21 protein-coding genes are annotated in these 18,119 nt (G+C 73.1%); 17 read left to right on the forward strand and 4 right to left on the reverse strand.

Features of this window, described 5'->3' with window-relative positions:
- The first annotated feature begins 5 nt into the window (after nt 1-5).
- The 12 genes from A37W_RS0100220 (at nt 6) to A37W_RS0100275 (ending at nt 10,157) form a co-directional block, all read left to right on the forward strand.
- Nucleotides 6-845 (forward strand): alpha/beta hydrolase, encoded by an 840-nt coding sequence (locus A37W_RS0100220; protein WP_018301003.1) that lies wholly within the window; start codon nt 6-8, stop codon nt 843-845.
- Nucleotides 846-1,178: 333 nt separating this feature from the next.
- On the forward strand, nt 1,179-1,901 hold the full coding sequence (locus A37W_RS0100225; RefSeq protein ID WP_018301004.1) for a Crp/Fnr family transcriptional regulator: 723 nt from the start codon (nt 1,179-1,181) through the stop codon (nt 1,899-1,901).
- 272 nt (nt 1,902-2,173) lie between these two features.
- Nucleotides 2,174-2,626: a (2Fe-2S)-binding protein gene (locus A37W_RS0100230; protein ID WP_018301005.1), complete on the forward strand. Its 453-nt coding sequence runs from the start codon at nt 2,174-2,176 to the stop codon at nt 2,624-2,626.
- Between the two features lie 10 nt (nt 2,627-2,636).
- Nucleotides 2,637-4,814, forward strand: a complete 2,178-nt coding sequence (locus A37W_RS0100235) for a xanthine dehydrogenase family protein molybdopterin-binding subunit (protein ID WP_018301006.1) — start codon at nt 2,637-2,639, stop codon at nt 4,812-4,814.
- A gap of 66 nt (nt 4,815-4,880) precedes the next feature.
- The gene (locus A37W_RS0100240; protein WP_018301007.1) at nt 4,881-5,162 is read left to right on the forward strand and encodes a c-type cytochrome; all 282 of its coding nucleotides are present in this window, start codon (nt 4,881-4,883) and stop codon (nt 5,160-5,162) included.
- Entirely contained in the window at nt 5,159-6,400 is a 1,242-nt protein-coding gene (locus A37W_RS0100245) for an NAD(P)/FAD-dependent oxidoreductase (RefSeq protein ID WP_018301008.1), read from the forward strand. Before A37W_RS0100240 ends, A37W_RS0100245 begins: the two co-directional genes overlap by 4 nt.
- Complete coding sequence (gene soxX, locus A37W_RS0100250) at nt 6,384-6,800, forward strand: sulfur oxidation c-type cytochrome SoxX (protein WP_018301009.1); 417 nt, start codon at nt 6,384-6,386, stop codon at nt 6,798-6,800. Before A37W_RS0100245 ends, soxX begins: the two co-directional genes overlap by 17 nt.
- A complete protein-coding gene (locus tag A37W_RS0100255) occupies nt 6,797-7,258 on the forward strand; it encodes a thiosulfate oxidation carrier protein SoxY (RefSeq protein WP_018301010.1) in 462 nt (153 codons plus the stop codon). The genes soxX and A37W_RS0100255 overlap by 4 nt, the downstream gene beginning before the upstream one ends.
- Nucleotides 7,259-7,262: 4 nt before the next feature.
- Nucleotides 7,263-7,580 carry a thiosulfate oxidation carrier complex protein SoxZ gene (soxZ, locus tag A37W_RS0100260; RefSeq protein WP_018301011.1) on the forward strand — a complete coding sequence of 106 codons (318 nt, stop codon included), beginning with the start codon at nt 7,263-7,265 and terminating at the stop codon, nt 7,578-7,580.
- Nucleotides 7,577-8,329: a sulfur oxidation c-type cytochrome SoxA gene (gene soxA, locus A37W_RS0100265; protein ID WP_018301012.1), complete on the forward strand. Its 753-nt coding sequence runs from the start codon at nt 7,577-7,579 to the stop codon at nt 8,327-8,329. Before soxZ ends, soxA begins: the two co-directional genes overlap by 4 nt.
- A 90-nt stretch (nt 8,330-8,419) precedes the next feature.
- Nucleotides 8,420-9,091, forward strand: a complete 672-nt coding sequence (locus tag A37W_RS0100270) for a 4-carboxy-4-hydroxy-2-oxoadipate aldolase/oxaloacetate decarboxylase (protein ID WP_018301013.1) — start codon at nt 8,420-8,422, stop codon at nt 9,089-9,091.
- The gene (locus A37W_RS0100275) at nt 9,084-10,157 is read left to right on the forward strand and encodes a 4-oxalomesaconate tautomerase (RefSeq protein ID WP_040753180.1); all 1,074 of its coding nucleotides are present in this window, start codon (nt 9,084-9,086) and stop codon (nt 10,155-10,157) included. Before A37W_RS0100270 ends, A37W_RS0100275 begins: the two co-directional genes overlap by 8 nt.
- A gap of 112 nt (nt 10,158-10,269) precedes the next feature.
- Here the strand turns inward: A37W_RS0100275 and A37W_RS0100285 are convergent, their stop codons facing one another.
- Together A37W_RS0100285 and A37W_RS0100290 are read right to left on the reverse strand one after the other, a co-directional pair.
- Nucleotides 10,270-11,133, reverse strand: coding sequence for an MBL fold metallo-hydrolase (locus A37W_RS0100285; protein WP_018301016.1), 864 nt, complete (start codon nt 11,131-11,133; stop codon nt 10,270-10,272).
- On the reverse strand, nt 11,130-11,411 hold the full coding sequence (locus A37W_RS0100290) for a DUF2277 domain-containing protein (protein ID WP_018301017.1): 282 nt from the start codon (nt 11,409-11,411) through the stop codon (nt 11,130-11,132). The genes A37W_RS0100285 and A37W_RS0100290 overlap by 4 nt, the downstream gene beginning before the upstream one ends.
- A 273-nt stretch (nt 11,412-11,684) precedes the next feature.
- Here A37W_RS0100290 and A37W_RS0100295 point away from each other — a divergent pair, with 273 nt between their 5' ends.
- From A37W_RS0100295 to A37W_RS0100315, 5 genes are read left to right on the forward strand one after another with little or no spacing between them, the layout of a single operon-like run.
- Nucleotides 11,685-13,214: a UxaA family hydrolase gene (locus A37W_RS0100295; RefSeq protein ID WP_018301018.1), complete on the forward strand. Its 1,530-nt coding sequence runs from the start codon at nt 11,685-11,687 to the stop codon at nt 13,212-13,214.
- Nucleotides 13,215-13,236: 22 nt separating this feature from the next.
- The gene (locus A37W_RS0100300) at nt 13,237-14,001 is read left to right on the forward strand and encodes an energy-coupling factor ABC transporter ATP-binding protein (RefSeq protein WP_018301019.1); all 765 of its coding nucleotides are present in this window, start codon (nt 13,237-13,239) and stop codon (nt 13,999-14,001) included.
- Entirely contained in the window at nt 13,976-14,596 is a 621-nt protein-coding gene (locus tag A37W_RS0100305) for an energy-coupling factor transporter transmembrane component T family protein (RefSeq protein WP_018301020.1), read from the forward strand. The genes A37W_RS0100300 and A37W_RS0100305 overlap by 26 nt, the downstream gene beginning before the upstream one ends.
- Nucleotide 14,597: 1 nt before the next feature.
- Entirely contained in the window at nt 14,598-15,158 is a 561-nt protein-coding gene (locus A37W_RS0100310) for a biotin transporter BioY (protein WP_018301021.1), read from the forward strand.
- Nucleotides 15,142-15,819 carry a nitroreductase family protein gene (locus tag A37W_RS0100315; RefSeq protein WP_018301022.1) on the forward strand — a complete coding sequence of 226 codons (678 nt, stop codon included), beginning with the start codon at nt 15,142-15,144 and terminating at the stop codon, nt 15,817-15,819. The genes A37W_RS0100310 and A37W_RS0100315 overlap by 17 nt, the downstream gene beginning before the upstream one ends.
- Here the strand turns inward: A37W_RS0100315 and A37W_RS0100320 are convergent.
- The gene (locus tag A37W_RS0100320) at nt 15,816-16,910 is read right to left on the reverse strand and encodes a thiolase family protein (protein WP_018301023.1); all 1,095 of its coding nucleotides are present in this window, start codon (nt 16,908-16,910) and stop codon (nt 15,816-15,818) included. The genes A37W_RS0100315 and A37W_RS0100320 overlap by 4 nt on opposite strands.
- A gap of 31 nt (nt 16,911-16,941) precedes the next feature.
- Complete coding sequence (locus A37W_RS20570; protein WP_018301024.1) at nt 16,942-18,048, reverse strand: AMP-binding protein; 1,107 nt, start codon at nt 18,046-18,048, stop codon at nt 16,942-16,944.
- Nucleotides 18,049-18,119: the final 71 nt, after the last annotated feature.

The raw sequence follows: 18,119 nt of genomic DNA on the forward strand, positions 1-18,119 counted from the left end.
AACGGATGGCGGGGCAGGACCTCTACCGCAACCGGGACTTCATCCCGGACTTCGACGCGATCATGGCGGAGACCGAGGCGCGCAGCCGCGCCCTCGCCGCCAAGGCGCGGATGGAGCGGGACGTCAGCTACGGGCCGACGCCGCGGCAGGCCTTCGACCTCGTCTTTCCGGACGATCCCGCGCCCGGCGCGCCGCTGCACATCTTTCTCCACGGCGGATACTGGCGTGCGGGAACCAAGGAAGCCCATACCCTCGTCGCCGCGCCGGTGCTCGCCGCGGGGGGCGTCGCGGCGCTGGTCGGCTACGATCTGATGCCGGGGACGCGGCTGGCCGATATCGTGGGGCAGGTGCGCGCCGCGGTCCGGCACCTCGTCCGGCTCGCGCCGGAGATCGGGGCCGATCCGACGCGCGTCACCGTCAGCGGCCATTCGGCGGGCGCGCACCTCGCCTCTCTCCTCGCGGCGGAGGCGCCGGGCGATGCCGGGCCGCCGGACCTGCCGGCCCTGCGGGGGCTGCTCCTCGTCAGCGGGATCTACGACCTGTCCGGCATCCCCGGCTCGTTCCTGAAGGACGAGGCGAAGATGCGCCCCGACGAAGCGGCGGACTGGTCCCCCCTCGAGGCCCGGCACGTCTTCGGCCCGCGCCGGATCATCACGCGCGGCGAGGGCGAGACGGCGCCGTTCCAGGATCAGGCCGTGGCTTTGAGCGGCCTGCTGACACGGGACGGGCAGCACGCGGAGCTGCGGACCGAGCCGGGTGCCAACCACCTGACGATCGTCTTCGATCTCGCGGACCCGGAGGCGTCCCTGGGCAGACGGCTTTCCGACCTCGTCGCCTCAAGCTAGGTCGCCGTATCGTCCGTCAGCGCCGCCACGGCAGCGGCGCGCTCCGCGAGGTCGTGAGCGGTGGCGGGACCTTCATGCCGCCAAAGAGTCAGGCGCGCTGGCCGCCGCGTTCAGCGAGCCGCTCGCTCTCGCCGGACCGGATGCTCGGCGGCTGCGAATGCCTCCACGCCGCCGCTCGCGACGGCCGGTCCCGGCACGGCCGTCCGAAGGACTTCCCGCCGATGGAGCTGCCGCCGCGGATGCCGCTGCACACCGCCCTCGCGGCGGCGTATGGGTGGACGATCGGCACACCGCTCCTAGAACGACGGGCGGACGCGGGGGACGGGAAGGCAGATGGACGACACCAATTACACAGGCATGGTCCGGCGACTCTCGCCGGACCTGTGGCGCCGCCTGTCCGAGGCGCATTCCGGCTCGATCGACCTTTCCCCACGAGAAGTCATGACGCGCGCCGGTCAACGGCTTCACCGCTCGGCGCTGCTTCTGGACGGCATCATCGCCCGCGAAGTGACCGACAGGGGGGGCAACCGGCAGATCGTGTCGATCCAGGTGCCCGGCGACTTCGTCGACCTGCACGGACTGCCGCTGAAGCAGCTCGACCACGACGTCGTCGCGATGGGCCCGGCCAGGGTCGCGCTGTTCGAGCATGACGACCTCGAGCGGCTGATGGGAGACGACGCCGAATACGCCCGCGCCCTGTGGTCGCTGACGATGATCGACGCCTCGATAAGCCGACACTGGACCTTCCGCATGGGCCAGCTCCGGGCGCTGGCGGGCATGGCGAACTTCCTGTGCGAGATGCAGATCCGGCTGCAGCTGTGCGGCCGCGCCGACGGGAGCACACCCTTCGCGCTGCCGTGGACGCAGGGCGAGCTGGGGCAGATCTGCGGCATGTCGGTGGTGCACGTGAACCGCGTCCTGCGCGACCTGCGCGAGGCCGGGATCGCGACCGTCCGGAACGGGGAGGCGACGATGCACGACCGCGCGCGGGCGGAACGGATCGGCCTGTTCGACGCCGGCTACCTGTACCTGCCGTGGAACCCGGACGAAAGCTAGGCGGGGAGCCTCCCTCGGGCCGGCCCCGGGGCCGGATGACCTGAGCGTGATGCCGCGCAATGTCGGGCCGCGATCCCTTGGCGCGATCCCCTCTTATGTCGCGGACCTTAAGGCGAAGGGGGGATCCTGTCACTCCGCGGAGCAGGTTGCGATTTGACAATACCGGATTCGATGCGAGCGATTGCTTGTGCCCGGAGGCGCGGCCGACATAAGCTGACATCAACAGCGGGCGGACCGGACCGCCCCGCACCCAACAGGGAGGATCACCGCACATGGCCACGATCATCGTCAACGGAACGGCCCACGAGGTCGACGCCGAGGAGGACACGCCGCTGCTGTGGGTCCTGCGCGAGCAGCTGGGCCTGACCGGCACCAAGTACGGCTGCGGCATCGCCGCCTGCGGCGCCTGCACCATCCACGTCGCCGGCCAGCCGGTCCGCTCCTGCCAGATGCAGCTGCGCGACCTGATCGAGGGCGACGAGATCACCACGATCGAGGGCCTGTCCGAGGATCGCTCGCATCCGATCCAGCAGGCCTGGATCGAGCTGGACGTGCCGCAATGCGGCTACTGCCAGTCGGGCCAGATCATGGCCGCGGCCGCCTTCCTGCGCGACTTCCCCGAGCCGACGGACGAGGACATCAAGGCCTCGATGACGAACCTGTGCCGCTGCGGCACGTACAATCGCATCAAGGCCGGCATCAAGCGCGCCGCCGAGCTGTCGTGAGGGGACGGACATGACCGAACGTTTCAATCTCTCCCGCCGCGGCTTCCTGATCTCGGCCGCGGCCTCCACCGGCGGCCTTGCCATCGGCTTTCCGCTGGGCGCCTCGGCGCAGCAGCTGAACGAGCTGGCCTCGCCCGAGCTGAACGCCTGGGTCGTGGTGCAGCCCGACGACACGGTGATCGTGCGCGTCGCCAAGATCGAGATGGGGCAGGGCACGCTGACCGGCCTCGTCCAGCTGGTGGCCGAGGAGCTCGACGCCGACTGGGACAAGGTCACCTGGTCCTACCCGACGCCCGGCGAGAACGTCGCGCGCGAGCGGGTCTGGGGCAGCTTCGGCACCTTCGGCAGCCAGGGCATCCGCACCAGCCAGGAGATGGTCCGCACCGGCGGCGCCGCCGCCAAGGCGATGCTGATCCAGGCCGCCGCCAACCGCTGGGGCGTGGACGCGTCCGAGGTGACGGCGTCCAAGGGCGTCCTCACCGGCCCCGGCGGCGACACGCTGACCTACGGCGCCGTCGCCGAGGAGGCCGCCGGCCTCGAGGTGCCGGCGGAGGTGACGCTCAAGGACCCGTCCGAGTGGACGATCGCGGGCCAGTCGCTGCTGCGCCTCGACACCGCGGACAAGACCGACGGCAGCCGCATCTTCTCCATCGACTACACGATGGACGGGATGCTGAACGCGGCGATCAAGATCGCCCCGGTGCAGGGCGCCACGGTCGCCGGCATCGACGCCGCCGCGGTCGAGGGCATGCCCGGCGTCCAGCGCGTGCTGCAGGTGGACGAGACGACTGTCGCGGTCGTCGCCGACACCTGGTGGCGCGCCCGCACCGCCATCGAGGCCCTGCCGATCGAGTGGAACATCCCCGAGGATGTCGGCTCCTTCGGCATGGAGGACCTCGAAGCGATGCTGACCGAGGGCCTCACCGCGGACGACGCCTTCGTCGGCAACGAGGCGGGCGACGTCGAGGCGGCCTTCGCGGACGCCGCGCAGGTGGTCGAGGCGGATTACTCCTACCCGTGGCAGCACCACGTCACGATGGAGCCGATGAACGCCACGGCCCTCGTCACCGACGACAGCTGCACCGTCTGGACCTCCACCCAGAACGCCGAGAGCGATCTGGCGGCAGCGTCCGAGACCTCGGGCCTCGAGATCCCGCAATGCGAAATCCACCGCATGAACCTCGGCGGCGGCTTCGGCCGGCGCGGCGCGTCCTCGACCGACTACACCACCATCGCGGTGAAGATCGCGATGGAGATGAAGGGCACGCCGGTCAAGGTGATCTGGTCGCGCGAGGAGGACATGCTCCACGGCACCTACCACCCCGCCACCAAGGCGCGGTTCCGGGGCGCGCTCGATGAGGACGGCAACCTGACCGGCATGCACATGCGCATCTCGGGCCAGTCGATCTTCGCCGGCCTGATGCCCTTCGCGCTCGAGGACGGAATGGACCCGCTGCAGTTCCAGGGGCTGCAGGCCGAGAGCACCGAGGGCGCGTTCGGTTACGACGTGCCGAACCTGCTGATCGACCACGCGATGCGCAACCCGCCGCTGCGGCCGGGCTTCTGGCGCGGGGTGAACAACAACCAGAACTCGTTCTACCTCGAGAGCTTCGTGGACGAGCTGGCGCACGCCGCCGGTCGCGATCCGCTGGAGTTCCGGCGCGGCATGATGGCGAACCACCCCAAGCACCTCGCGGTGCTGAACGCGGTGGCCGAGGGCATCGGCTGGGAGGCCGGCGCGCCCGAGGGCCGGGCCTACGGCATCTGCCAGCACATGGGCTACGGCAGTTACGTGGCGGCGGCGGCCGAGGTGTCGGTCGACGGCGACCGCGTCACGATCCACCGCATCGTCGCGGCGACCGACCCGGGCCACGTGGTGAACCCCCAGCAGGTCGAGGCGCAGATCGAGGGCTCGTTCGCGATGGGCCTGTCGGCGTCGATGATGTCGCAGATCACGATGGAGAACGGCCGCGTCCAGGAAGAGAACTTCGACACCTACCCGATCATCTCGATGTGGGAGATGCCGGAGGTGGAGAAGATCCTCGTCCCATCGGGCGGGTTCTGGGGCGGCGTCGGCGAGCCGACGATCTTCGTCGCGACGCCTGCGGTGCTGAACGCCGTCTTCGCCCTGACCGGCACCCGCGTGCGCGAGCTGCCGATCTACAAGTCGGGCCTCTCGCTCGGCTGACGATCCTCGCAGCGGGCGGTCCCCCGGCCGCCCGCTCGCCCCCCTCGCGACGGGACAGGAGGTCCCATGCGCCCTATCCTGACATCGCTGATCCTCTTGTCCGCCGGCGCCGCCGCCGCGCAGGAGCTGGAGGCGCCCCCCGGTGCGCTGTCCTGCACCGGCTGCCACGGCCCCATCTCGGACGTGCAGATCGCCGGCATGGACGAGAGCGCCCTCGCGGCCGCCCTGACCGACTATCGCGCGGGCACCCGCGAGGGGACGGTGATGAACCGCCTCGCCGCCGGCCTGACGGACGCCGAGATCGCAGCCATCGCCGCCTGGTTCGCTGCGCAGGAGGTCCCGCAATGACCACCCGCCGCACCGTTCTCGCCGGCCTCGCCGCGCTGCCGCTGGCCACTCGCGTCCGCGCCCAGGACCGGGGCCGCGTCGTGGTCGTCGGCGGCGGCTTCGGCGGCGCCACCGCCGCCCGCTTCCTCGCCCGCGCCGGGCACAACGTGACCCTGGTGGAGCGCGATCCCGCCTTCGTCACCTGTCCCTTCTCCAACACCGTCCTCGCCGGCCTGAACCCGCTGGAGGCGATCACCTTCGACTGGTCGGGCCTGCGCGCCGATGGGGTGACGCTGGTGCAGGACGAGGCGACGGGCGTCGACGACGGCTCGCTGGCGCTCGCCTCGGGCGACCCGCTCCCGTTCGACCGCCTCATCCTCTCGCCCGGCATCGACCTGCGCTACGGCGCGCTGCCCGGCTACGACGAGGCGGCGGCGCAGATCATGCCCCATGCCTGGAAGGCGGGGGCGCAGACCGCGCTGCTGCGCGCGCAGCTCGAGGCGATGGAGGACGGCGGCACCGTGGTCATCACCGCGCCCGCCAACCCCTACCGCTGCCCGCCCGGCCCCTACGAGCGCGCCTCGCTGATCGCCGACTACCTGACGCGCGAGAAGCCGGCCTCGAAGATCCTGATCCTCGACGCCAAGGAGGCCTTCTCCAAGCAGCCGCTGTTCGAGGAGGCGTGGGCGACGCTTTATCCCGGCATGATCGAGTGGGTGCCGCCGTCGATGGGCGGCAACGTGGCGGAGGTCGATCCCGGCACGATGACCGTCGCCACCGACTTCATGTCCTACACCCCCGCCGTCGCAAACGTCATCCCGCCGCAGCGCGCCGCCGCCATCGCGCAGGACGCCGGCGTCGCGGACGAGACCGGCTGGTGCCCGGTCTCGGGCCTGACCTTCGAGAGCGACCTGCGCCCGAACATCCACGTCATCGGCGACGCCTGCTTCCCGGGCGCCATGCCGAAATCCGCCTTCTCCGCGAACGCGCAGGCCAAGGTGACGGCGCAGGCGATCGACGCCATCTTCCGCGGCGCGGACCCTGTCTCGCCCAAGCTGATGAACACCTGCTACAGCCTCGCCGGGCCCGACTACGGCTTCACCGTCGCGGGCGTCTACGGCGAGGCGGACGGCAAGCTGTTCGAGCTGGAGGAGGCCGGCGGGATCAGTCCGGTCGGCGCGCCCCCGGAGGTCCGCTCGGCCGAGGCGGACTATGCAAGGTCCTGGTATGCCACGATCACGCATGAGTCGGTCGGCTAGCCTCGCGCTCGCGCTCTGGGCGGGCGCAGCGTCGGGGCAGGGCCTGCCCGAGCCGCTGACCGACGTGCCCGGAGACCCCGCCGCCGGGCGCGAGGTCGTGGTGACGCGCGAGCGGGGCCTCTGCATCCTCTGCCACGCCGGTCCGTTCCCCGAGGTGCCCTTCACCGGCGACCTCGCGCCCGACCTGACCGGCGTCGGCGCCCGACTGACGGTGCCCGAGCTGCGGCAGCGCATGGTGGACAGCCGCGTCGTGAACCCCGCCACGATCATGCCGCCCTACCATGCGACCGACGGCCTCGCCCGGGTGGGCGAGCGGTGGCAGGGGACTACCATTCTGACCGCGCAGGAGGTCGAGGACGTCGTCGCCTACCTCGCGACGCTGACGGAGGACGGGACATGAGCGATAACCTGACACGGCGCCACGCCCTGGCGCTGACGCTCGCCGCGCCGCTGGTTCTGCGCCTGTCGCCCGCCGGCGCCACGCCCGAGACGATGCGCCTGGCAATCGAGGAGTTCACCCGCGGCGCCCCGGTCGAGCAGGCGGCCGAGGGCGCGATCGAGCTGAAGATCCCGCTCCTGGTCGAGAACGGCAATTCGGTGCCCCTCTCGGTCCGCGTCACCAGCCCGATGACCCCGGAGGACCACGTCGAGGAGGTCGCGATCTTCAACGAGGTGAACCCGCTGCCCGACACGGTGCGCTTCCGCTTCACCCCCCGATCCGGCACCGCCCGCGCCGACACGCGCATCCGCCTCAACGGCACGCAGCGCGTCCATGCCGTCGCCCGCCTGTCGGACGGCCGGCATATCGAGACCTACGTCCACGTCACCGTCACCGCCCCAGCCTGCCGGGAGGTCTGAACAGATGGCCGCGCTCCTCAACGTGCCCGAGACCGCCGCCCCCGGCGAAATCGTCGAGATCAAGGTGCTGATCCAGCATCCGATGGAGACGGGCTTCCGCACCGCCCAGGGCGGCGGCCTGGTGCCCCGCAACATCATCCACACGGTGAGCTGCCACTACATGGGCGAGGAGGTCTTCTCGGCCGAGCTGTTCCCCGCCGTCGCCGCCAACCCCTACCTCGCCTTCACGCTGGTCGCCGAGGAAAGCGGGGAGGTCGAGGTGCGCTGGACCGACGAGGCGGGCGAGGAATTCTCGCAGAGCGCGCCGATCACCGTCGGATGAGGGCGGCGCTGGCCCTGTTGCTGCTGGCGCCGCCGGCGGCCGCGCAGGACGACCGCCGCACCGGCTACGACGACATGACGCCCGAGTTGCAGGCGATGCAGGACGATCCCGTCGGCAATCCCGGCCTGTTCTGGGTGCTCGATGGCGAGGCGATGTACTCCGCCGCCCCGGACACGGGGGCGGAGAGCTGCGCCGGCTGCCACGGCGACGGAGAGACCGCGATGTCCGGTGTCGCCGCCCGCTACCCGGCCTGGGACGAGGCGCTGGACCGGCCCGTCGACCTCGCCGGGCGGATCGATCTGTGCCGCGTCCGCCATCAGGGGCTGCCGCCGCTGGAGCGGGAGAGCGACGCGCTCCTGTCGCTCACCGCCTACGTCACCAACCAGTCCCGCGGCCTGCCGATCGCGCCCGACCCGGACCCGCGCCTCGATGGGTGGCGCGAGCAGGGCGAGGACCTCTTCACCACCCGCATGGGGCAGCTGAACCTCTCCTGCGCCCAGTGCCACGACGATCTTGCCGGCGGTCACCTCGCCGCCGCGCTGATCCCGCAGGGGCATCCGACGGGCTACCCGCTCTACCGGCTGGAATGGGAGACGATGGGCTCGCTCGACCGGCGCTTCGGCAACTGCATGTTCGGCGTCCGGGCCGAGCCGTTCGGGGCCGGGTCGGCGGAGTACGTGGCGCTGGAACTCTATCTCAAGGCCCGCGCCGCCGGACTCGCCATCGAGGCGCCGGCGATCCGGCCCTAGCCGCAGCTAATGGCGCGGACCGGCTTTCGAACTTGTGCCGTGCCCGGCCCGGCGCGCTAGTCTCGCCTCGGGACGAAGCGGGAGGCGCGCATGGCGGTCGTGGTGCAGGAGGTCGAGAGGGCAGAGGCGGAGGTGATCCGCCGCCTCGCCGCCGCGGGCGTCGCGACGGTGCACGAGGCCCAAGGGCGGACCGGCCTCATGTCCTCGCGGATGCGGCCGATCCAAGCGGACGCCGCCATCGCCGGCAGCGCGGTGACGATCCTCGCGCCGCCCGGCGACAACTGGATGATCCACGTCGCGATCGAGCAGCTGCGCGAGGGCGACATCCTCGTCCTCGCGACGACCGCCCCCTGCGACATGGGCTATTTCGGCGACCTCCTCGCCACGTCCGCGATGGCACGGGGCTGCCGCGCGCTGGTGATCGACGCGGGGGTGCGCGACACGCGGGACCTGCGGGCAGTGGGCTTCCTCGTCTGGTCGACCGCCGTCTCGGCACAGGGGACGGTGAAGGAGACCGTCGGCTCGGTGAACGTGCCCGTCGTCTGCGCCGGGGCGCAGGTGAACCCGGGCGACGTGATCGTCGCCGACGACGACGGCGTCTGCGTGGTGCCGCGGGCGCGGGCGGCAGACGTCGCGGAGAAGGCCGAGGCGCGGGTGGCTGCGGAAGAGGCGAAGCGCAAGCGCCTCGCGGCGGGGGAGCTGGGCCTCGACATCTACGACATGCGCCCGCGGCTCGCCGAGAAGGGGCTGAAATATGAGTGACCCCGAGAGGGACGGAATTCCGTGCCTCTGGATGCGGGGCGGCACCTCGAAGGGCGCATACTTCCTCGCAGGCGACCTGCCGTCCGAACCGGCGGCCCGGGACGCGCTGCTGCTGCGCATCATGGGCTCCCCGGATGCACGGCAGATCGACGGGATCGGCGGGGCGGATCCGCTGACCTCAAAGGTGGCGGTACTGTCGCCGTCCAAACGGGAGGATGCGGACGTCGATTACCTGTTCCTGCAGGTGTTCGTGGACGAGGCGCGGGTCTCGGACCGGCAGGGCTGCGGCAACATCCTTGCCGGGGTCGGACCGGCGGCGATCGAGCGGGGGCTGGTGGCGGTGGCGGGCGACGAGACGCCGGTGCGGATCCACATGGTGAATACGGGCGAGGTGGCGGAGGCGCGGATCGCGACGCCGGGTGGGCGGGTGAGCTATGCCGGCGCCGCCGCCATCGACGGCGTACCCGGCACCCACGCCCCGGTGCCGCTGATGTTCACCGGCCTCGCCGGATCGATGTGCGGCGCGCTGCTGCCCACCGGCAACGCGGTCGACACCGTCGGCGGCGTCCGCGCCACGCTCATCGACAACGGCATGCCCTGCGTCGTGATGCGCGCGTCCGACTTCGGCATCGAGGGGACCGAGAGCCGCGAGACGCTGGAGGCGAGGGACGATCTGCGTGCCCGGCTGGAGGCGATCCGGCTGGAGGCCGGCCCGCTGATGGGACTCGGCGACGTGGCGGAGGCATCGGTGCCGAAGATGTTCCTCGTCTCGCCGCCGCTGGCGGGCGGCGTCGTGGCGACCCGCTCGTGGATCCCGCACCGCGTCCACGCCACCGTCGGCGTCTTCGCCGCCGTCAGCGTCGCGACCGCCTGCACCCTGCCGGGATCGCCCGCAAGCGAGGTGGCGCACCTGCCCGACGGCGACGCCTTCGTCGTGGAGCACCCGACCGGCGCGGCGGAGGTGGTGCTGGAGCGGGACCCGAACGGCGCCGTCGTCCGCGCCGGAACATTGAGAACAGCCCGAAAGCTGTTCGACGGCCGCGTCTTTCCCGCGCCGGCACGCTAGTTCCGGTCGTCCTCGTCCCACTCGTCCCACGGCGCTTTCGCCATCCAGACCGATGCGCGGACGAGGAGGGCGACGGCGACCACCACCCCGATCCAGAGGACGACGCCGAACGTCACGACCCGCCCTCGGCCAGATCCAGCGTCATCCCGTCCGTCCCCACATGCACCGGCCCGGCGAAGTGCCGCGTCGCCTCGCGCCGCCAGTCGGCCTCGGTGAAATCGGGATCGTCGCACGGCACCAGGTGATGCAGCGCCAGCGCCTGCACACCGGCCGCCGCGGCGATGCGCCCCGCCTCCTCGGCGGGGGTGTGAGAGCGCAGCAGGTGCCGCTTCAGCCGGTCGTCGCCGTTGCCGACGCGGGCGCACAGGGCGTCGATCCCGGCCGTCAGCATCGCCTCGTGCACCAGCAGGTCGGCGCCCCGGGCGAAGTCCTCCATCCCCGCCATCGGTGCGGTATCGCCCGAGAAGACGACGGACCCGTCCGGCCCGTCGAACCGCAGCGCCAAGCTGTCCTCCACCGGCGGATGGACATTGCGCATCGCGCGGAGCGTCAGCGGGCCGAGGGTGAAGCCGTCCTCTCCCAGCACCCGCAGGTCGGCCATCGGCGCGAAGGGCGGGCGGCCCTCGTCCCGCTCGCGCAGCGGGATGTCGTACGCCATCGAGGCGAGAAAGCCCTGCCAGTAGTCCGCCAGCCCCGCCGGCCCCCAGATCGGCACCGGACGCGTCAGTCCGGCCGTCCACGCGGTGTGCAGGAGCGGGCCGAGCTCCAGGCAATGGTCCGAATGCAGGTGCGTCACGACGATCGCGTCGAGGCCGGTCAGCGGCACGCCCGCGTCGCAGACGCCCCGCGTCGCCCCGAGGCCGGCGTCGACCAGCACCGTGAGGCCGGCCATCCGCACCAGGCTCGACGTCGGCATCCGCGTGCCGGGGCGGATCGCCGGGCCGCCCTTGGTGCCGAGGAGCGTGACGCAGCTCACGCCTGCGCCGGGTCGCCGAACCGCGCCAGCGAACGCGCCTTCGCCTTTTCGGCCTCGAGCTCGCGGTCCTTCGGCCGGGCGGTCGTCACCAGCCCGTCGATCAGGGTCCGAGCCGCCGCGGCCACCTCGTCCACCGCCCGGTCGAAGGCGGCCCGGTTGGCGGCGGACGGCTGGGTGTAGCCGCTCAGCTTGCGGACGAACTGCAGCGCCGCATCGCGGACCTCGTCGTCGGTTGCGGGCGGCTCGAAGTTGAAGAGCGGCTTGATGTTGCGGCACATGGGCGCAGGCTCCGTCCATCGGGAACGATGCCCCGCAGGATGCGCCCCGGCCGGCCCGGGCGCAATCTCCGCCGCCGGCCGGGCGGCAGAGCGGCGGCCCACCGCCCTCTCACCGAGCCGGAAATATCCCGGGGGTGAATGCGCCGCCAGGCGCAGAGGGGGCAGCGCCCCCTTGCCCGGCCGCCGCGCGGCGCACCGCTCCGCGCTTTCGCCGCCGCCCGCGTCGCGCTAGACCGGGGGCAGGGGCGGACGCCCAAGGGGGAGGGACGAGAGATGAGCGCGATCCTGGACCAGCGGAGGCCGACGATCCGCCTGCACCCGTCGGACGACGTTCTCGTGGCACTGCACGACCTGCCGGAGGGCGCCGACCTCGGCGACGGCGTGACGGCGGCCGAGCGCATCCCGTCGGGCCACAAGGTCGCCACCCGCGCCGTCGCCGCGGGCCGGCCGGTGCGCAAGTACGGGCAGATCATCGGCGCCGCGACCGCCGACATCGCGGCCGGCGCGCACGTCCATGTCCACAATCTCGGCATGGGCGCGCACAAGCAGGATTACGGCTACGGCGCGGACATGGTCCCGCTGCCGCCGCCCGAGGCGCCGGCCACCTTCATGGGCTTCCGCCGCCCCTCCGGCCGCGTGGGCACCCGCAACTACATCGGCATCCTCACCTCGGTGAACTGCTCGGGCTCCGTCGCCCGGTTCATCGCCGACGAGGCGGTGAAGCGCGGCCTTCTGGACGCCTTCCCGAACGTCGACGGCATCGTGCCGATCGTCCACGGCACCGGCTGCGGCATGGCCGGCAAGGGCGAGGGCTACGAGACGCTCTTCCGCACGCTCTCCGGCTACGGCCACAACCCCAACTTCGGTGCGATCCTGATGGTCGGGCTCGGGTGCGAGGTGATGCAGATCGGCGACCTGATCGACCGCAAGGCGCTGAAGGACAGCACCCGCTTTCGCTACATGACGATTCAGCAGACGGGCGGCACCCGCGCGACCATCGACAAGGGCCTGTCCATCATCCGCGAGCTCGCCGCCGAGGCGGACAAGGCGGTGCGCGAGGAGGCGCCGGCCGCCGGCCTCGTCCTCGGCCTGCAATGCGGCGGCTCGGACGGCTATTCCGGCATCACCGCGAACCCCGCCCTCGGCGCCGCCTCGGACCTGCTCGTGCGGCACGGCGGCATCTCGATCCTGTCCGAGACGTCCGAGATCTACGGCGCCGAGCACCTCCTGACCCGCCGTGCGGTGGACGAGCCGACCGGGCGGAAGATCGTCGACCTCATCGAGTGGTGGGAGGATTACACCGCCCGCAACTTCGGCGAGATGGACAACAACCCCAGCCCCGGCAACAAGCGCGGCGGCCTGACCACGATCCTGGAGAAGAGCCTCGGCGCGGTCGCCAAGGGCGGCGCCGCGCCGCTGTCGGGCGTCTACAGGTACGCCGAGCCGATCGACCGGCCCGGCTTCGTCTTCATGGACAGCCCCGGTTACGACCCGTGTTCCGTCACCGGCCAGATCGCCTCCGGCGCCAACCTCGTCGCCTTCACCACCGGCCGCGGCAGCGTCTCGGGCTACCAGCCGACGCCGTGCATCAAGCTCGCCACCAACCCCGACCTCTGGCGCCGGATGGAGCCGGACATGGACGTCGACTGCGGGGCGATCCTCGAAGGGGTCGGCATCGAGGAGAAGGGCCGCGAGATCTTCGACCTCATGCTGCGCGTCGCGTCGGGCGAGCGCACCAAGAGCGAGGCGCAGGGGTTCGGCGCGGTGGAGTTCGTGCCGTGGCAGATCGGCGCGGTAATGTGAGCGGCGCAGGGACGGAGAACCGGTGAAGGACACGCTCGCCGCCCCCGCGAGCGGACTCTCCGCGGCGCCGGTGCAGCTCGACCTCTCCGGCGTCTCGGTCCGCCTCGGCGGGCGGCCGGTGCTGAGCGGGCTGGACCTGTCGTTGGCGTCGGCCCGGCTGGGCGTCGTGGGGCGCAACGGCTCGGGCAAGTCGACGCTGTCGCGCCTGCTCGCCGGGCTGATCCGGCCGGACGGGGGCACGGTGCGGGTGAACGGTCGCGACCTCTTCGCGGACCGGCGGGCGGCCCTGGCCGAGGTGGGAATCCTGTTCCAGAACCCGGACCATCAGGTCATCTTCCCCACCGTGATCGAGGAGATCGCCTTTGGCCTGACGCAGCAGGGCCGCCCCCGCGCCGAGGCCGAGGAGGTGGCGAGGCGGACGCTGGCGGCGTTCGGCGTGGCTCACTGGGACGGCGCCTATGTCGAGACGCTGTCGCAGGGGCAGCGGCACCTCCTCTGCCTGATGGCCGTCGCGGCGATGCGCCCGCGCCTGATGATCCTCGACGAGCCCTTCGCGGGCCTCGACATCCCCACCCGCGCCCAGCTGCGCCGGGCCCTGGGCCGGCACGAGGGTGCGCTGGTCCATGTCAGCCATGATCCGGACGATCTTGCGGACTGCGACAGGGTCCTCTGGCTCGATGGCGGAGGGGTGCGGGCCGAGGGGCCGGCGGGCGCGGTGCTGGAGGCGTACGTGGCCGAGATGACCCGGGCGGGAGAGCGCGATGATCTCGCTGACCTCGCCGGTTAGGACCCGCGCCCACGGCTGGCCGGCGGGGCCGAAGCTGGCGGGCCTGTGCCTCGCGACGCTGCTGCTGTTCCTCGCGGACTCCCTGCCCGTGCAGGCGGCGGCGCTGGCGGCGACGCTGGGCCTCTATGCCGCGTGCGGTGGGGTCTTCCTGCGCGAGGGGCTGCGGCGGCTGCGTCCGCTCTGGCCGTTCCTGCTGATCGTCGGCGCCTTCCACCTCTGGTCGGGGCGGACAGAGGAGGGGGCCGTCATCGTGCTGCGCCTCGTCACCGCGGTCGGCCTCGCCAACCTCGTGACGATGACCACGCGCCTCGGCGACATGATCGATGTCGTCCGCCGCCTGACCGCGCCGCTGCGCCGCCTCGGCGTGAGCACCAGGCCGCTGGAGATCGCGATCGGCCTCGTCATCCGCATGGTGCCCGCGATGTTCGCCCGCGGCCGGCAGCTGGGCGAGGCCTGGCGGGCGCGGTCGCCCCGGCGGGTGACGTGGCGCATCGTCCTGCCGTTCGCGCTGACCGCCCTTGACGATGCCGACCGCGTGGCCGAGGCGTTGCGGGCGCGGGGCGGCCTGACCCCGGCCCCCGAACGAGAGGTCTGAGATGGAACGGTCCGTCACCCTGGTCGCGGTCTTCGCCGCCCTCACCGCCGTGCTGGGGCTGATCCCGCCGGTCACCCTCGGCTTCGGCGTGCCGGTCACGGCGCAGAGCCTTGGCGTCATGCTGTGCGGCACCGTTCTCGGCGCCCGGCGCGGGGCGCTGGCGATGCTGCTGTTCCTGCTGCTGGTCGCGCTCGGCCTGCCGCTCCTCAGCGGCGGGCGCGGCGGTCTCGGCGTCTTCGTCGCGCCGTCGGCGGGGTTCCTGATCGGCTTCCCCGTCGCCGCCTTCGTCACCGGCTGGATCGTGGAGCGCTGGCGCGCTGCGCCGCTCGGACTCGTCGCCGGAATCGCCTCGGTCGTGGGCGGGATCGCGGCGCTCTACGCCTTCGGAATTGCCGGGCTGATGCTGGCGCTCGGCCGTTCGCTGCCCGAGGCGGCGCTGCTGGCGCTCGCCTTCCTGCCGGGGGACCTGGCCAAGGCGGGCCTCGCCGGCGCGCTGACCGCCGGCCTCGCCCGGGCGCGGCCCGGCAGCCTGCTCAGCCGGCCCGATGTCCACGCGGCTTGAGGAGCTGCTGGCGCGGCGCCGGTCGATCCGCGCCTTCACGGGCCGGACGGTCTCACGGGTCGAAATCGAGGCGCTGCTGGCGGCCGCCCGCCGCGCGCCCTCGGGCGCGAACCTGCAGCCCGGTGCCTTCCACGTCCTGACCGGCGCGCCGCTCGCGGACCTGAGCGCGGCCCTGCAGGACGCGCTCAAGACGGACGCGCCGACCAGCCGCGAATATTCCTGGTTTCCCGCCGAGATGCCGGCCGAGCTCAAGGCCCGCCAGCGCGCCGCCGGCTATGCCCTGTACGAGGCGCTGGGGATCGGGCGACGGGATCTCGACGGCCGCCGCCGCCAGTGGGCGCGGAACTACGACTTCTTCGGTGCGCCGGTCGGGATCGTGGTGACGATCCGCCGCGACATGGGCGCGGGCGGGTTCATGGATCTCGGCATGGCGCTGATGGCGCTGATGCTTGCGGCGACGGAGCGGGGACTGGCGGCGACGGGCATCGGCGCGCTCGCGACCTACGCGTCCGTCGTCCACGCCCGCCTCGGGCTGCCGGAGGAGGAGATGGTCGTCTGCGGCCTCGCGGTGGGCGCGCCGGACGAAGGTGCGCCGGTGAACGCCGTGCGGACCGAGCGGGCGCCGGTCTCCGACTTCGCGACCTTCTCGGGGTTCGACTAGGCCCGCAGGACCAGCGCCGTCCCGATCCCGCCCGCCGCGGCGATGGCGGCGAGACCGGCCTCGCCGGGCGCGAGGCCGTGGAACAGGTCCACCGCCAGCACCGCGCCCGACGCGCCGACGGGGTGGCCCCGCGCCAACGCGCCGCCGTCCGGGTTCACGATGTGCGGCCGCAGCCCCAGCCCGTGCACGCAGGCGATGGCCTGTACCGCGAACGCCTCCATGATTTCGGCCCTCGCAAGGTCGTCCGCATTCAGCCCCGCCGCCGCCAGCGCCGCGCGGCCGGCGGCCACCGGGGCGAGGCCGGGCAGGTCGGGCGCGCCGCCGAGCGTGGCGCCGGAGAGGATGGCCGGCCCGGTGCGGCCGAGCGCGGCGGCGGCCCGGGGCGAGGCGACGACGCAGACGGCGGCCGCGTCCGCCGCGACCGCCATCGTCGCGACCGTGACGGCGCCGCGCACCGGGCGGGCGCGGGCGAGGAGGCGGGGCGTCAGCCTCCGGGCGAAGGGGTCGGCCGCGACGCCGTGCAGGGGCACCATCCCGGGCGCCGGCCCGGCGGCGAGGGCCTTGCGGTGGCTCTCGGCCGCCCAGGCCTCCTGCGCCGCCCGGTCGATCCGGAGCTCCCGGCCCAGCCGGTCGGCGGCCTCGGCCATGCCCGGGTCGCGATCCGGCCATGGCGTGAAGGGCGCCTGGTCGTAAGGGACCGCCGGTCCGCCGTCCGGGTCGGTCCGCAGGCGCTGGGGCCGGCGCGAATAGCTCTCCACCCCGCCCGCGACGACGACGTCATAAACCCCCGCCCGCACGAGCGCGTCGGCGAGGAGGAGCGCGTCGAGACCGCCCGCGCATTGCCGGTCGATGGTCAGCCCCGCCACCCGCTCCGGCAGCCCGGCGGCCAGCGAGGCGACCCGCGCGAGGTTGCCGCCGGCGCCGAGGGCGTTGGAGAGGATCACTTCGCCCACGTCCTGCGGCCCAAGGCCGGCGTCGGCCAGCGCCGCCCGGATGACCGGCGCGGCGAGTTCGTGCGGCAGGAGGCGCGCGAAGGCGCCGCCGCGGGGGACGATCGCGGTGCGGCGTGCGGCGAGGAGGCGGGCATTCATGCCCGGCCTCCGGCGGACCGCGTCCGCCCCGTCACTCCGTCACCAAACGCTGGATCGCTGCGAGGTCCGTCTTGCCCGCCGGCAGCAGCGGCAGCGCGTCCACGACCCGCACCCGCCGCGGGACCGCCTGCGGCGGCAGGACCGCGCGGCACCCCTCGCGGATCGCGTCCGACTCCGCCGGCCCGGTCACGACGCCCACGATCACCGCGCCCCGCGCCGCGTCCGGCAGGGCCACGGCCGCGGCGGGCCGGCCGGTGAGCCCCGCAAGCGCCGCCTCGACGTCCTCCAGGAAGACGTCCCGCTCGGCCACCCGCACCACCCGGTCGCGCCGGCCGGACAGCCAGAGGTGCCCGTCCGCGTCCAGCCGTCCGACCTCGCCCACGGTGACCCAGCCGTCCCGGCTGCGGGTCAGCGCGCTGCCGGCGCCCTCGTAGCCGTCGAACAGATAGGGCGAGCGCACCCAGACCTCGCCGGTCCCTCCGTCGATCGACAGCTCCACCCCCGGATAGGGCCGGCCGACCGCCCCCTCGGGCGTGCCGTCGTCCGTCAGCGTCACGAAGCTCGTTTCGCTCGCGCCGTAGAAGGCGCGCAATTCGGCCGCCGGCATCCGCTCCACCAGCCGCGCGCGCAGCTCCGGCGACAGCCGGCCGCCGCCGCAGAGGACCAGCCGGACGCCGGGCAGCGGGTCGCCGTCGACCAGAAGGCTCAGCTGCGAGGGGGTCGCGTAGATCACGGTCACGCCCAGCTCCGCGGCCGCGCGGGCCTGCGCCCGGCCGTGCCGGCCGCCGAGCAGGGCGAGGCCGCAGCCGAGATGCAAGGCCTCGATGGCGGCGTAGAGCGTCAGGGAATGGCCGAGGGCGCCGAGCGCCGCGACGACGTCCGCGGGGCCGAGGCCGAAAAGCTGCGCATTCACCTCGAAGCTGGCGATCCAGCTCGCCGGGCGGCGGTGCACGACCTTGGGCGCTCCGCCCGAGCCGGAGGTCCGGCACCAGAGGAACGGCGCCTCCCGTGCCTCGACGCCGCCTTCGCCGGCGACGATCCCGCGCCCCTCCCGCAGCGCCCGCACCAGCGCCGCCGCGCCGGGCGCGTCGGGCGTCAGCAGGCGGCTCTCGGGATGCAGGCGGAACCTCTCGTCCATGTCCCCGGCATGCCCTGCCGCCGCCGCGGGCGCCAGCCCCGACGAGTGTTGGCATCGCCCGCCGCAGAGGG

This window comes from Wenxinia marina DSM 24838 (genome assembly GCF_000379485.1).
GTDB classification, from domain to species: Bacteria; Pseudomonadota; Alphaproteobacteria; order Rhodobacterales; family Rhodobacteraceae; genus Wenxinia; species Wenxinia marina.